The sequence below is a fragment of the Sandaracinobacteroides sp. A072 genome (assembly GCF_052616365.1).
This window is the reverse complement of record NZ_JBQXGU010000001.1, coordinates 570830-584000: the sequence shown is the minus strand read 5'-3', so window position 1 is coordinate 584000 and position 13171 is coordinate 570830. Positions and strand designations below refer to the sequence as shown.

Genomic DNA, 13171 nt, shown 5'->3' with positions numbered 1-13171 from the left:
CGGCCTCAGACGAAGGCGTCGCCGACGAAGGGGTTGGTCTTTCTTTCCTGCCCGAAGGTGGAAACGGGGCCATGGCCGGGCACAAAGACGGTATCATTGCCCAGCGGCCACAGCTTTCCGGTGATGCTGTTCACCAGCGCCTGGAAATCCCCCTTGGGGAAATCGGTGCGCCCGACCGACCCCTGGAACAGCACATCGCCGACGATGGCGAGGTTGGACGGGGCATGGTGGAAGACCACATGGCCCGGCGTGTGGCCAGGGCAATGATAAACATCGAGTTCAAGGTCGCCCACCCGCACCTTGTCGCCATCGTGCAGCCAGCGGTCCGGCGTGAAGGCGGTGGCGCCGGCAATGCCGTATTTGGCCCCGGTCTCAGGGTTCATGTCGATCCAGAACTTGTCCTCGGGGTGCGGCCCCTCGATCGGCACGCCCAGCCTTTCAGCCAGCACGCCCGTCAGGCCGCAATGGTCGATGTGGCCGTGGGTCACGAGCAGCTTCTCGATGGTCACGCCCTGCTCGGCCGCCACCTTCAGCAGATGGTCGATATCCCCGCCGGGGTCGACAAAGGCGCCCTTCATGGTGGCGGTGCACCACAACAGGGTGCAATTCTGCTGCAACGGCGTGACGGGAACGATCACCGCCTTCATCGGGGGAGTAGCCATGGCACAGGGAAGTGCCAGCCGCCGCGCGCCAGGGCAAGCCCCGCAATGCCGCAATGCCGCAATGCCGAAAGGGCCGGCCGGTTGCCGCAGACCCCGCGCGGTGCCACATGGCATGGCATGAGCCCGCCACATGCCCACACCGACGGCCAGCCCCAGGGCGATGCCGATTTCGCGACGCTGAAGCGCTTCCTGCCCTATCTGTGGCCGGCCGGGCGCCCGGCCCTGAAGGCGCGCGTGGTCATGGCCCTGATGCTGGTGCTGGTGGCCAAGGCGGTGCTGCTGGTCATGCCCTTCGCCTACAAGGGTGTGATCGACCGCATGGCGGCCGGCCCTGCCGGAAGCACCGTCGCTGACGATGTGCTGTGGCTGGTGGTGGCGCTGGTCTGGGCCTATGCTGCCGCGCGCTTCGGCGCTGTCCTGTTCGACAATCTGCGCAACGCCATCTTCGAGCGCGTCGGCCAGGAGGCCACGCGGGAGCTTGCCGTCGAACTGTTCCGGCACCTCCACCGGCTGCCGCTGAAATTCCACCTCGAGCGCAAGACAGGCTCTCTCACGCGCACGATCGAGCGGGGCACCAAGTCGATCGACATGATGCTCTACCTGCTGCTGTTCAACCTTGCGCCGGTCATCATCGAACTGACTGCGGTGCTGGTCATCTTCGGCACCCGCCTCGGCATGGAGCTGGTGCTGGGCACGCTGGTGATGGTGATTGCCTACAGCTGGTTCACCTTTGCCATCACCCGCTGGCGCACGGCGCTCAGGCGGCGCACGGTCGAGCTCGACAACCAGGTTTCGGCCCGCGCCGTGGACAGCCTGCTGAACTATGAGACCGTCAAATATTTCAACGCCGAGGAACTCGAAGCGCATCGCTACCAGACGGCAGCGTCCAACTATGCCGAAGCCGCCATCCGCTCCGAATCCTCGCTCGCATGGCTCAACATCGGGCAGTCGGTCATCACCAACCTGATGATGGGGGCGGCCATGGCCTATACCGTCTGGGGCTGGTCCGAGGGGCGCTTCACGCCGGGCGACGTGGTTCTGGTGAACACGCTGCTGGCGCAGATGTTCCGCCCACTCGACATGCTGGGCATGGTCTATCGCGAAGTGAAACAGGGCCTGATCGACATGGAATCCATGTTCCGCCTGATCGACACGCCGCCCGCCATCATCGACCGGCCCGGCGCGCGCCCGCTCAGTGTTTCAGGTGGCAGCATCCGCTTCGAGGACGTGCATTTCGCCTATGAACCGCGCCGCCCCATATTGAAGGGCGTGAGCTTCGAGGCTCCGGCTGGCAGCCGGATCGCCATCGTAGGGCCTTCGGGCGCGGGAAAATCGACGATCGGGCGTATCCTGTTCCGCTTTTACGACATTGCATCGGGCCGGGTGACGATCGACGGCCAGGACATCCGCGACGTGACACAGGACAGCCTGCGCGCCGCCATCGGAATCGTGCCGCAGGATACGGTGCTCTTCAACGACAGCATCCTCTTCAACATCGGCTATGGTTGCGACGGCGCCAGCCGCGCGGAGATCGAGGCCGCCGCCCGGCAGGCCCAGATCCATGACTTCGTGACCCGCCTGCCCGATGGCTATGACACGGTCGTTGGCGAACGTGGCCTGAAGCTTTCCGGCGGGGAAAAGCAGCGCGTGGCCATTGCCCGCACGCTTCTCAAGAACCCGCCGATCCTGCTGCTGGACGAAGCGACCAGCGCGCTCGACAGCGCGACCGAAGCCGGGATCCAGGATGCGCTGGACCTGGTGGGCCGGGGCCGGACGACGCTGGTGATCGCGCACAGGCTTTCGACCATCGTCGATGCGGATTCCATTCTGGTGATGATGGATGGCCGGATCGTCGAACGCGGCCGCCATTCCGAACTGCTGGCGGCAGGTGGCGTCTATGCCGATCTTTGGGCCATGCAGGCTTCGGAAGAGGAACCGGACCGGGATGCCGGCCTGATGAGGGCCTGATAAGTCTTGGGGGGGCGGCCTAGAGCCCGACGGCCATTGCGATCGCCGCAGGCGTGGCGCCCGTGACCATGACGAGCGCGAAACCGGCCACGAAACCGATGCTGACGGCCATCAGGAAGCTCCGCTTGGTGGACATGGCGGCATTCATGTTCAAACCCTTCTGCCTTGCGTCCTGCATCCTCCACTGCACGACAGACACTGCAACCAAATGACATTAACGCCCATTTGCAAAGTCACGGATTGTAACATCAAAGGCTTCAGGGCCTTGCCCTGAAGCCAGGTGCTGCGTGCGGGGGTTCGGAGAGGCGTTCTGGCAGGCGTTCAGGCAGAGCTTGCCCGGGGCGAATCGGGCTTCAGCCGGCGCGCATCACATGGACCGGCCCCTCGGCGCGGCCGTGGACGAACTGGTCCACATAGGCATTGCCGCTCGAATCGAGCCTTTCCACAGGCCCTTGCCAGATGATCCTGCCATCCTGGATCATCGCCACACGGTCGGCGATCTTGCGCACCGAGGCCATGTCATGGGTGATGGTGATGGCCGTCGCGCCCAGCGCCGAGACCTGTCGGCGGATGAGATCGTTGATCACGTCGGCACGGATGGGGTCGAGGCCGGTCGTCGGCTCGTCGAAAAAAAGGATCTCGGGCCGGGCGGCGATGGCGCGGGCCAGCGCCACCCGCTTCATCATCCCGCCCGAAAGCTCCGAAGGCCTGAGATCGGCGACACGCGCTTCGAGGCCCACTTCGGCCAGCACCTCCACGGCGCGCGCATGCATCCGCTTCGCATCGCCGCCGCGCCCGCGCGACAGGGCAAAGGTGATGTTGCGCCAGACAGGCAGGGAATCGAACAGGGCGCCACCCTGGAACAGCATGCCGAAGCGGGCGCGCGCTTCCTCCAGCGCCCTTCCCTTCAGGCCGGCTAGCTCCTGTCCATCCAGCAGGATCGAGCCGCTGTCGGGCTGGATGAGGCCAAGCACGCATTTCAGCGTGACCGACTTGCCGCTGCCCGATCCGCCGATGATGACAAGCGATTCGCCCCGCGCCACCGCAAGATCGACTCCATCAAGCACCTGCTTGGACCCGAAGGCCTTCCTGAGGCCGCTGATCTTCAGCCGCTCCGTCATGCGCCGAAGACCAGAACGGTGATGGCGAGGTTGAAGACGAGGATCATCACGAAGGCGGCGACGACGGCATTGGTGGTGGCGCGCCCGACGCCGGCTGCCCCACCGGACGAGCGGAAGCCATGGTAGCAGCCGGCAAGCGCCAGGACGAAGCCGAACACCGCCGCCTTCACCAGCGACGACATGACATCATCGGCTTCGAGGTAGCGGCGCGTGGTGGCGAGATAGGTTGCGCCATTGAAGCCCAGCCGCGAAACGCTGAGGGCATAGCCGCCCATCACGCCGATGATGTTGGCCACCAGCACCAGAAGCGGCAGCATCAGGGTGGAGGCGAGGATGCGCGGCACGATCAGGTAGCGCCACGGGTCCGTCCGCAGCGTGACCATGGCGTCGAGCTGTTCGGTGACGCGCATTGTCGCCAGTTCGGCTGCCATTGCGGATGAAACGCGGCCCGCAACCATCAGGCCCGCCAGCACCGGCCCCAGTTCGCGCACGATGCCGATGACAGTGACGGCGGGAACCGTGGATTCCGCCGAAAAGCGCTGGCCGCCCACATAGATCTGCTGGGCAAGCGCCGCGCCGGTGAACAGCGCCGTCAGCCCGACGACGGGAAGCGAGAACCAGCCGATCAGCGCCATCTGCTCCAGAAGCCGGACGGGATACCAGGGCGGGGTCACGGCCTTCAGCAGGGCCTGGCCCGCGAATTTCGCCAGCCGGCCGATCACGCCCAGAAGGTCGAGCACGAAGCGCCCGAGGGCGATCAGGAGCTTTAACGGGGCGAGGGCGAAAGACATGCGCATCGCTGGTAGCCGGGCGCGGGGGCCGAGGGCAAGCCGCGAAGGGCTTTCAGCTTTCGGGGCCGAGGCCGGGATCGAGATCGCGCGGGCGGATGAAGCGTTCGAGACGCGCGCCGCCCTCGTCCGTTTCGGCCCAATGATCGACCGGCAGCGCAATGGTGGCAAAGCTCGCGGTCGGAAATTTTTCCTCCGCCTCCCGCCGCAGCGGCGTATCCTCGCCCCTGGTCGAAAGCAGCAGCAGATCCTCGAGGCCGGGGTTGTGGCCGATGAGGAGGAGGTGGCCGACATCGTCCGGCGTCTCGCGCAGCAGATCGAAGAGCGTTGCAGCCGAGGCCATGTAGATGCGCCTGTCCCACTGGGGCGCCAGCTTCGCGCCATAGCCCGCCTCGACCCCTTCGATCGTCTGCCGGATCCTGAGCGCCGGGGATGCAATCACATGGTCGAAGACGAGGCCATTGTCCTTCAGCCATTGCCCCATCCGCCGCGCGGCGCGGTGGCCGCGGCCATTGAGCGGACGGTCGTAATCCCGCTCGACAGGATCGTCCCAGCTCGACTTGGCATGGCGCAGCAGGCTCAGAAGCTTCATGGCCGGGTCAGGTCTCCTCTCCCTGCACCCTCTCCTAGAGTCGGGGCCGGGCCGGCGCAATCCCTGCCCAGAAAGGCGCGGACGTCGCCCGCCACCTCTGCGAGCGGTGCACGCCGGACCGGCACGTCGGGCGGAAAGGCGGACAGAAGCCGCGACGGAACCGCAGCGCCCAGCAGAACGAAGGCGCCCCTGTCGTCGGCGGAACGGATCAGCCGGCCGAAGGCCTGGTTCAGCCGCTTCCTGACCAGTTCGTCTTCATGCGCCGACCCGCCGAAGGCTGCGCGCCGGGCCAGATCGAGGATGCTGGGCCGCGACCATGGCACGCCCTCGAAAATGATGAGCCGGAGCGAATCGCCGGGCACGTCGACGCCATCGCGCAGCGCGTCCGTTCCGAACAGGGTCGCGCGCGGATCGGCGCGGAAAAGATCAACGAGGGTGCCGGTATCCACGGCATCGACATGCTGGGCAAAAAGCGGCAGCCCGGCGCGGGCAAGCCTGTCAGCCAGCCGGGCATGAACCGCGCGCAGCCGCGCAATGGCGGTGAAAAGCCCCAGCGTGCCGCCGCCTGCCGCCTCGATCAGCTGCGCATAGGCATGGGCAAGTGCGGCATTGTCGTGCCGGGCGACGTCGTTTGCAATGAAGATCCGCGCCTGTTCGGCGTAGCGGAAAGGGCTTTTCACGCGGATGAGGGCGGGCGCCACCTGCAGATGTGCAGCGCCGGCCGCGGCTTCCGGCGGCTTCCCGAGGGTGGCCGATGTCACCACCACGCCATGGGCCGGCGCCAGCACCGCGCCCGCCAGCGGCTTCAGCGGGTCGAGCCAGTGCCGTCTGATCCCGCAGTCGATCTCCCGCCCTTCGGCGCGGACAAGGGTGAACCAGTCGACGAAATCCGGCTCCGGCTCACCCGCCACGCGGGCCAGAAGCCGCTGCCATGCCCCCAGCAGGTCCAGCCTGAGGGAAAGCCCCTCGGCCGCCGCCGCCAGCCGCGCGAAGCCGGGCTGGTCCAGCCAGCCGGGCCGCTCGTCGGCCAGGGCAACGAGCCGCTGGCGCAGGGCGACCATCGCCTTGCCCAGCCGCCCCAGCGCCGCTGCCGCCGCATCCACCGCTTCGGGCAGACCGGGCGACAGGGCGGCAATGCCGGCTTCCAGGCTGAATCCGCGATCCTCGTCATTGGCAACGGTGAGGACATGGGTGCGGATGGCCGCGATCAGCGCTTCCAGCGGCCCTTCGGGCGTTCCCGCCGACACGCGCGACAGCCATTCGGCCGATGGCAGCAGGCGCGCCGCTTCCAGCACCTCTTCCAGCGCTTCGCCGCCCGGCGCGTCATAGCTGGTCACGTCCATCAGCCGGGCCGCCAGACCACGCCTGCGGCCGCTGCGCCGGCCCTGCCGGTCAGGCCCCAGAAGCCAGCGGCGCAATTCGATCGCCTCGCCGCCCGTCAGCGCGATGGCGAACGCGCTGTCGGCGGCGGCATGAAGATGATGGCCTTCATCGAAGACCAGCCGCGACAGGCCCTGCCCTTCGGCCCGGGCGCGCACGGCATTGGCCATCACCAGCGCGTGATTGGCGATCACCAGCTGCGCCTGCTGCCCGGCGCGGACGCTGCGCTCGATGAAGCAGCGGCGGTAATGCGGGCATGCCGCATGGATGCATTCGCCCCGGCGGTCGGTCAGCCCGGCAAGGCCGGTCGCGCGGCGGAACAGGCCCGGCAGCCAGCCCGGCAGATCGCCGCCCACCATGTCGCCATCGGCGGTGAAGCGCGCCCAGCGGGCGGCAAGCTCGGCCAGCAGTGCATGGCGCCCCTGAAAGCTGCCCTGAAGCGCATCCTCGAGGTTCAGGAGGCAGAGATAATTTTCCCGCCCCTTGCGCACCACCACCTGCCCGGCCCGCACCAGGCCGGGCAGGCTGCGCGCCGTCTCGGCCTTCAGCTGCCGCTGCAGGGCGCGGGTATAGGTCGACAGCCAGACCATGCCGCCGGTGCGGGCGGCATAAAGGCTGGCCGGCGCCAGATAGCCGAGCGTCTTGCCAATCCCCGTTCCGGCCTCGGCCACGACAAGATTGGGGCCGTCCCGGCTCTTGCGCGGCTGAAAGGCGGCAAGGGTGGCGCAGGCGAAGGCCTTCTGCCCCGCGCGCGGTTCGCGCCTGTCCCCGGCAAGGCGGGTGAGCGTTTCCAGCACCTCGGCTTCTTCCAGCGTCACCGTGCGCGGAGCCGGGCGCGGCGGGGAATCGGCCCATTCCGGCAGCGCCTCGAACAATGGCGGCGCACGGTCGGCGGCGGGCAGCCATTCGGCCACCAGTGGCGCCCATGGCCAGCCATGGCGCGCAAGGCGGGCGTGGCTTTCGCGCGCGCCGGCTGCTTCCTTCCAGCCGGGCTTTCGCATGGCGGCCAGAAGCATGGCCGCGGCATGTTGCAGGAAGACCGGCTCCTCATGATCGGCCGCGGGGGCCGGCATGCCCAGCACATCGGCAAGCCCGCGCGCCGAAGGCACGAGAAAGCGCGCCGGATGAATGAAGGCGAACAGTTCGAGAAGGTCGAGCCCGGTTGCTTCGGCAAGCCCCAGCCGGGCGGCAAGCTGCGGCCCGTTCAGGAACAGGTGCGGCGTATCGGCCATCCGCCTGAGCGCCTCGGCGCGGGAGACGGCGCCGCCGGTTCCGGCATGATCGGCGCGCCACAGGCCGGCATGGCTGGCGGCCAGCGCAGGCACGGAAAGGCGCGGCGGGCTTGCAGCTTCAGCCCCATGTGGCAAAGAGCCCGTCATGTTCACCGGCCTCAAGACCCTCAGCCCCGAAGATTTGCAAGCCCTCGCCGAGGAAGCGAAGGTCTCGAAGGCATGGCCCTTCGAGGAAGCCCGCAAGATCGTCGCCCGCTACCCCGGGGGCTTCCCGGCCCATGGCGTGCTGTTCGAAACCGGATATGGCCCCTCGGGCCTGCCGCACATCGGCACCTTTGGCGAAGTGGTGCGCACCACCATGGTGCGCCGCGCCTTCGAGCTTCTGTGCCCCGGGGTGCCGACACGGCTGATCGCCTTTTCGGACGACATGGACGGCATGCGCAAGGTGCCGCCGCATCTGCCCAACCAGCAGCTGCTGAAACAGGCGCTCAACAAGCCCCTGACCGACGTGCCAGACCCGTTCGGCACGCATGACAGCTTCGGCGCGCACAACAACGCCCGGCTGTGCGGCTTTCTCGACCAGTTCGGCTTCGACTATGAGTTCCTCAGTTCGACGCAATGCTACCGCTCGGGTCGGTTCGATGCGACGCTGATGGCCGTGCTTGCCAATTATGACGCCATCATGGGCGTGGTTCTGCCAACGCTGGGCGCCGAGCGCCGCGCCACCTATTCGCCCTTCCTGCCCATCTGCCCGCGCACCGGCCAGGTGCTGCAGGTGCCGGTGATCGCCCGCGACGAGGCGGCCGGCACCATCTGCTATCTCGATCCGGAAACGGAAGAGGAAGTGACGGTTCCCGTGACCGGCGGCCATTGCAAGCTGCAGTGGAAGGTGGACTGGGCGATGCGCTGGGTGGCGCTGGGCGTCGATTATGAAATGGCGGGCAAGGATCTCATCGATTCGGTCAGCCTGTCCTCGAAGATCGCGCGCATCCTCGGCGCCCGCCCGCCCGAGGGCTTCAACTACGAGCTGTTCCTGGATGGCGAAGGCGCCAAGATCTCCAAGACGAAGGGCAATGGCCTCACCATCGAGGAATGGCTGCGCTACGCGCCGCCCGAAAGCCTTGCCTTCTACATGTTCCAGCAGCCGCGCGCGGCGAAGAAGCTCTATCTTGGCGTCATTCCCAAGGCGATGGACGAATATTTCCAGTTCGTCGCCGCCTTCCCGCGCCAGAGCGCCAAGGAAAGGCTAGGGAATCCGAGCTTCCATGTGCATGGCGGACCGCCGCCCGCCTATGCGCCGCCGGTGAGCTTCGCGCTGCTGCTGAACCTCGTTGCCGTATCGGGCGCGACGGATGCGCGGATGCTGGGGGCCTATCTGAAGCGCTACGCCCCCGACTGCGAGCCGGAAACCGATGCGAAGCTGCGGCAGATGATCGATGCCGCCATCGCCTTCCATGCCGATCATGTGGCCCCGACGCTGAAGCGCCGCGCCCCCGATGCACGCGAACGCGAGGCCCTGGCGGAACTGGAAGTGTGGCTGGGCGGCAACCCCGACGCCAGCGCCGAGGACATCCAGAACGAAGTCTATGAAATCGGCAAGCGTTACGCATTCGACCCGCTCAGGGCCTGGTTCCAGGCGCTTTACGAAATCCTGCTCGGAAGTTCGCAGGGGCCACGCATGGGCACCTTTTTTGCGCTCTACGGTATCGACAACAGCCGCCGCCTGATCGGCGAAGCGTTGGGGGAAGTGCACGGATGAGGGGCGCGGCGGCAGCAGGGCTCAGGCTGGCCGCCACCCCCGTCGCGCTGGCGCTCGGCCTCTTCATGCCCGGCGCAGCGGATGCGGGCGCGCTTCCTGCGGGCGGCGCCCTCGCGGCTGCACCCCAGTTCGGCCAGAATCAGGCTGGCCAGACACAATCCGGTCAGCCCCGGATCTGGAGACCCTGGGGCGGGTCCGGCAAGCCCGTCGCCAGCCAGAGCGCCACCGCCGCCGAGGCGTTCCGGCGCGGGCAATTCGGCGAAGCGGCCATTCTCGGCCGGCGCGAGGGGTCTGTCGCCGGGCTGATCGTTGCTGGTCGCGCAACGACCGCGCGCGCAGCCTTCGAAACGCGTGAGCGTACAGCCGCGCGCGATCTGCTGCGTGCGGCCGAAGCCGATTTCGACGCCGTGCTCGCCCGCGATCCCGACAACAGCGACGCCCTGCTGCACAAGGGCATCGCCCTCGCCATCCGCGCCAAGCTCGACAATTCCTCGAGCGCCGCGCGCGCCGCCCGGTCACATTTCCAGAAGGTGATCGCCGCGCGACCTTCGGATTCGCTCGCCATCGCCTGGCTGGGTGCGTGGCACGGCGATTGGACAGCCCGCATGGGCGCGCTGTTCGCGGCCACCAGCCTCGGCGCCAGGGCCAGCTACGCCCACAAGCATTTCGAGACGGCGATGGCGATGCCCAATGCCAGCCTGCAGGTGCCTGTTCTCTATGCCACCACCCTTCTGGCGCTTTCCCCCGGCAATGCGGAAAAGGCGCGCCAGCTTCTGGAAAAGGCCGTGCGTCAGCCCCCGCGCGACGGAGTCGAGCGGCTGATGCGCGACAATGCCCGCGCCATCCTGCTGATGCTGCAGCGAAACGATGTGCAGCGCGCGCGGGATACGGCGCGCCGGCTGGCGCCGGTGGGCATGGTCAGCTGATCGCGGGATCGCTCACGCGCCCTCCTGCAAGCGCCGCCGCGTCAGATGCCCTGCATGTTGGCATGGCCGGGCGGCAGCCGAACTTCCAGCGTTTCGAGCGTGTCGCTCAGCAGGATCTGGCAGGACAACCGTGAAGTCGGCGCCACATGCGGGGTGAAATCCAGCATGTCCTCCTCATGCGCGCCGGGCGGCGGCAGGCGTCGGAAATCCTCAGGCGACAAAATGACATGGCAGGTCGAGCAGGCCATCGCCCCCTCGCATGTGCCCTCCAGCGGAAGGCCGAGGGCCTGCGCCACCTCCAGAAGCCGCTGGCCGGCCTTTGCCTCCACTTCGGCGGCCAGGCTGCCATCGGGGTTCAGGAACCGCACGCGTGTCATCGGGCACCTCCCAGGCGGCGCACGGCCGCTACCAGCGCATCGAGCGCCATTTCAAGTTCATCTTCGCTCATGCGCGCCGTCCAGCCGAGGCGCACGGTCTGGCGCACGGCCGCCGGCTCCAGCCCCAGGGCTGCCAGCACATGGCTCGGCCGGCCGGCGCCGCTGCTGCAGGCCGCGCCGGATGACAAGGCAATCCCCGGAAGGGCTGCAATCACGCGGCCAGCATCGACTCCGGGAAAGGTGACGGAGAGATTACCCGGCCAGCGCTCCGCGCCTTCCGGATCCGGCCCGTTTATCCGGTGCGGCACGGCATGCAGGCGGGACAGCGCGATGGGCATCATGGCCTTCAGCCGGTCATGGTCGGCGTCCATCCGCCCCGCCGCCAGCACCGCCGCCGCCCCGAAGCCGGCGGCAAGCGCCGGGCTCTGGGTACCTGAACGCAGGCCGCCTTCCTGCCCGCCGCCATCCAGCAGCGCGGCAAGGCGAAGCCCCGGGCGCACCCACAGGGCGCCAATTCCCTTGGGGCCATGCATCTTGTGGCCGGAAAGGCTGACAAGATCGGCTTCGAGGCCGGAGCCCAGCCGGCAATCGATCTTGCCGAACCCCTGGGCGGCATCGCAGTGGAACAGCGCGCCTGCCTTGCGGGCAAGCGCCGCCAGCCGCGCCGTGGGCCAGATGGCCCCGATCTCGTTGTTGACCCGCATCGCCGACAGAAGCGCCACATCCGGCCCCAGCGCTTCCGCCACCTGCGCCAGATCCGGCAGGCCATCGGCGCGGACGGGCAGGATGCTGACAGGCACGCCCAGCCGTTCGAGGTGGCGCGCCGTTTCCAGCACGCAGCTGTGCTCGGTGACGAAGGTGACGAGGCGGCGGCGCGGGCCTTCGGCTTCGGCCAGCACACCCTTCAGCGCAAGATTGTTCGCTTCCGTGGCGCCAGAGGTAAAGATGAGCCCCTCGGGCGCTGCACCCAGAAGGGCCGCCACCTGCACCCGCGCCGCTTCCAGCGCCGCCTTGGCCTGCCGGCCGCCACGATGGGCGCTGTGCGGGTTCCAGTGGCGGCTTTCGAGCCAGGGCAGCATGGCGGCAAGCGCTTCGGGCGCCAGCGCGGTCGTTGCCTGCGCGTCGAGGTCGACCACTTCAGGCTGCATGGCGGGACCGGGCCGCAAGCGGCAGCCATGCTTTCAGGAACCGCTCGATATCGGCCTCTGTCGTCGACCAGCCGATCGAGATGCGCAGCGATTCACGCGCTGCTTCCGCCTGCCCCATGGCTTCCAGCGTGGCCGATGGCTTCAGCGTGCCGGATGAACAGGCCGCCCCCTGGCTGACGGCAACGCCCGCCATGTCGAGCGCCATCAGCTGGGTCGATGCCGCCAGTCCGGGCAGGTGCAAAGAGGAAATGGTGGGAAGCCGGGGCGCCGCCGCCCCGTTGACACACGCGCCCGCAGCCGTTGCCGCTGCCTCCAGCCGGGCCTGAAGCGCTGCGGCACGGGCGGGAAACGCCGGATCGAAGGCATCGAGGGCGGCGGCGAAACCGATGATGCCCACTAGATTTTCCGTGCCGCCGCGCCAGCCCTGCTCCTGCCCGCCGCCGCGCTGGATGGCATGGAAGCTTTCCTTGCAGCGCACGACGAGCGCGCCGACCCCCGCCGGTCCGCCCAGCTTGTGGGCCGAAACGGCCATGAAGTCGGCGCCCGAAGGCAGGCGCATCTTGCCGGCCGACTGCACGCAATCGGCCACCAGCCGCCCGCCGGCCGCGTGCACGGCGTCCGCAATGGCGTCCATGTCCTGGATCACGCCTGTCTCGTTGTTGGCCTGCTGCACGGCCACCAGCGCGCCACCGGGCAGATTCGCGCCAGCGCTCAGGCACAGGCGCCCGTCGGCATCCACCGGGATGCGCCGGGCATCGGGCGCGGCTTCCAGGACAGCGGCATGTTCGGTCGCGCCGACAAGGCGGGCGGTCGCATCTGCCCCCTTGAGCGCAAGCGCCAGCGCTTCCGTTCCGCCGCTGGTGAAGATGATGGCATCGGGATCGACCCGGAAAAAGGCTGCGATCCGCTCGCGCGCGCCGTTCAGGGCCTGCCGCGCCGCCCGCCCCGGCCCATGGACAGAGGAAGGGTTGGCCCAGTCACCGGCCTCAAGCCGCGCGGCGGCATCCTGCATTGCCGCGCGGGCGGCCGGGTGAAGGGGCGCGGTCGCCGCCCAGTCGAGATAGGCGTAACGACTCATTACGTGCCTTCATGCTTGCTTGCATAAGCCATGGGGGGTTCCATATAGATGCACGGCCCCCATATTCCATGCCCGGCACGGTATCGGCCAGATGGCGCGCCGGCAACACCAACAAAATGCCGCCGGAAACCTTTTCCGCG

At 68.1% G+C, this 13171-nt stretch carries 12 protein-coding genes; 3 read left to right on the top strand and 9 right to left on the bottom strand.

What is annotated here, in order from left to right; genetic code table 11:
* Nucleotides 1–5: 5 nt before the first annotated feature.
* Nucleotides 6–662, bottom strand: coding sequence for an MBL fold metallo-hydrolase (locus ACUJ46_RS02850; protein WP_445388931.1), 657 nt, complete (start codon nucleotides 660–662; stop codon nucleotides 6–8).
* 117 nt (nucleotides 663–779) lie between these two features.
* Between ACUJ46_RS02850 and ACUJ46_RS02845 the strand changes: the two genes are divergently transcribed.
* A complete protein-coding gene (locus ACUJ46_RS02845) occupies nucleotides 780–2630 on the top strand; it encodes an ABCB family ABC transporter ATP-binding protein/permease (protein WP_445388930.1) in 1851 nt (616 codons plus the stop codon).
* 19 nt (nucleotides 2631–2649) lie between these two features.
* Here ACUJ46_RS02845 and ACUJ46_RS02840 read toward each other — a convergent pair whose 3' ends face one another.
* From ACUJ46_RS02840 to ACUJ46_RS02820, 5 genes are all read right to left on the bottom strand, one after another.
* The gene (locus ACUJ46_RS02840) at nucleotides 2650–2778 is read right to left on the bottom strand and encodes a hypothetical protein (RefSeq protein ID WP_445388929.1); all 129 of its coding nucleotides are present in this window, start codon (nucleotides 2776–2778) and stop codon (nucleotides 2650–2652) included.
* 205 nt (nucleotides 2779–2983) lie between these two features.
* Nucleotides 2984–3751, bottom strand: a complete 768-nt coding sequence (locus ACUJ46_RS02835) for an ABC transporter ATP-binding protein (RefSeq protein WP_445388928.1) — start codon at nucleotides 3749–3751, stop codon at nucleotides 2984–2986.
* Entirely contained in the window at nucleotides 3748–4542 is a 795-nt protein-coding gene (locus ACUJ46_RS02830) for an MlaE family ABC transporter permease (RefSeq protein WP_445388927.1), read from the bottom strand. The genes ACUJ46_RS02835 and ACUJ46_RS02830 overlap by 4 nt, the downstream gene beginning before the upstream one ends.
* 52 nt (nucleotides 4543–4594) lie before the next feature.
* Nucleotides 4595–5131 (bottom strand): SixA phosphatase family protein, encoded by a 537-nt coding sequence (locus tag ACUJ46_RS02825; RefSeq protein WP_445388926.1) that lies wholly within the window; start codon nucleotides 5129–5131, stop codon nucleotides 4595–4597.
* Nucleotides 5128–7890 (bottom strand): ATP-dependent DNA helicase, encoded by a 2763-nt coding sequence (locus tag ACUJ46_RS02820; protein WP_445388925.1) that lies wholly within the window; start codon nucleotides 7888–7890, stop codon nucleotides 5128–5130. Before ACUJ46_RS02820 ends, ACUJ46_RS02825 begins: the two co-directional genes overlap by 4 nt.
* Between ACUJ46_RS02820 and ACUJ46_RS02815 the strand changes: the two genes are divergently transcribed.
* Together ACUJ46_RS02815 and ACUJ46_RS02810 are read left to right on the top strand one after the other, a co-directional pair.
* The gene (locus ACUJ46_RS02815) at nucleotides 7889–9502 is read left to right on the top strand and encodes a lysine--tRNA ligase (RefSeq protein WP_445388924.1); all 1614 of its coding nucleotides are present in this window, start codon (nucleotides 7889–7891) and stop codon (nucleotides 9500–9502) included. The genes ACUJ46_RS02820 and ACUJ46_RS02815 overlap by 2 nt on opposite strands.
* Complete coding sequence (locus tag ACUJ46_RS02810) at nucleotides 9499–10428, top strand: hypothetical protein (protein ID WP_445388923.1); 930 nt, start codon at nucleotides 9499–9501, stop codon at nucleotides 10426–10428. Before ACUJ46_RS02815 ends, ACUJ46_RS02810 begins: the two co-directional genes overlap by 4 nt.
* Before the next feature lie 41 nt (nucleotides 10429–10469).
* Here ACUJ46_RS02810 and ACUJ46_RS02805 read toward each other — a convergent pair whose 3' ends face one another.
* From ACUJ46_RS02805 to ACUJ46_RS02795, 3 genes are read right to left on the bottom strand one after another with little or no spacing between them, the layout of a single operon-like run.
* Complete coding sequence (locus ACUJ46_RS02805) at nucleotides 10470–10805, bottom strand: 2Fe-2S iron-sulfur cluster-binding protein (protein WP_445388922.1); 336 nt, start codon at nucleotides 10803–10805, stop codon at nucleotides 10470–10472.
* Nucleotides 10802–11953 carry a cysteine desulfurase family protein gene (locus ACUJ46_RS02800; protein ID WP_445388921.1) on the bottom strand — a complete coding sequence of 384 codons (1152 nt, stop codon included), beginning with the start codon at nucleotides 11951–11953 and terminating at the stop codon, nucleotides 10802–10804. The genes ACUJ46_RS02805 and ACUJ46_RS02800 overlap by 4 nt, the downstream gene beginning before the upstream one ends.
* On the bottom strand, nucleotides 11943–13031 hold the full coding sequence (locus ACUJ46_RS02795; protein ID WP_445388920.1) for a cysteine desulfurase family protein: 1089 nt from the start codon (nucleotides 13029–13031) through the stop codon (nucleotides 11943–11945). The genes ACUJ46_RS02800 and ACUJ46_RS02795 overlap by 11 nt, the downstream gene beginning before the upstream one ends.
* Nucleotides 13032–13171: the final 140 nt, after the last annotated feature.

Excerpts from the sequence above, each read along its gene's own strand:
- ACUJ46_RS02850 (WP_445388931.1), bottom strand. The coding sequence starts at position 662 with ATGGCTACTCCCCCGATGAAGGCGGTGATCGTTCCCGTCACGCCGTTG.
- ACUJ46_RS02845 (WP_445388930.1), top strand. The coding sequence starts at position 780 with ATGAGCCCGCCACATGCCCACACCGACGGCCAGCCCCAGGGCGATGCC.
- ACUJ46_RS02840 (WP_445388929.1), bottom strand. The coding sequence starts at position 2,778 with ATGAATGCCGCCATGTCCACCAAGCGGAGCTTCCTGATGGCCGTCAGC.
- ACUJ46_RS02835 (WP_445388928.1), bottom strand. The coding sequence starts at position 3,751 with ATGACGGAGCGGCTGAAGATCAGCGGCCTCAGGAAGGCCTTCGGGTCC.
- ACUJ46_RS02830 (WP_445388927.1), bottom strand. The coding sequence starts at position 4,542 with ATGTCTTTCGCCCTCGCCCCGTTAAAGCTCCTGATCGCCCTCGGGCGC.
- ACUJ46_RS02825 (WP_445388926.1), bottom strand. The coding sequence starts at position 5,131 with ATGAAGCTTCTGAGCCTGCTGCGCCATGCCAAGTCGAGCTGGGACGAT.
- ACUJ46_RS02815 (WP_445388924.1), top strand. The coding sequence starts at position 7,889 with ATGTTCACCGGCCTCAAGACCCTCAGCCCCGAAGATTTGCAAGCCCTC.
- ACUJ46_RS02820 (WP_445388925.1), bottom strand. The coding sequence starts at position 7,890 with ATGACGGGCTCTTTGCCACATGGGGCTGAAGCTGCAAGCCCGCCGCGC.
- ACUJ46_RS02810 (WP_445388923.1), top strand. The coding sequence starts at position 9,499 with ATGAGGGGCGCGGCGGCAGCAGGGCTCAGGCTGGCCGCCACCCCCGTC.
- ACUJ46_RS02805 (WP_445388922.1), bottom strand. The coding sequence starts at position 10,805 with ATGACACGCGTGCGGTTCCTGAACCCCGATGGCAGCCTGGCCGCCGAA.
- ACUJ46_RS02800 (WP_445388921.1), bottom strand. The coding sequence starts at position 11,953 with ATGCAGCCTGAAGTGGTCGACCTCGACGCGCAGGCAACGACCGCGCTG.
- ACUJ46_RS02795 (WP_445388920.1), bottom strand. The coding sequence starts at position 13,031 with ATGAGTCGTTACGCCTATCTCGACTGGGCGGCGACCGCGCCCCTTCAC.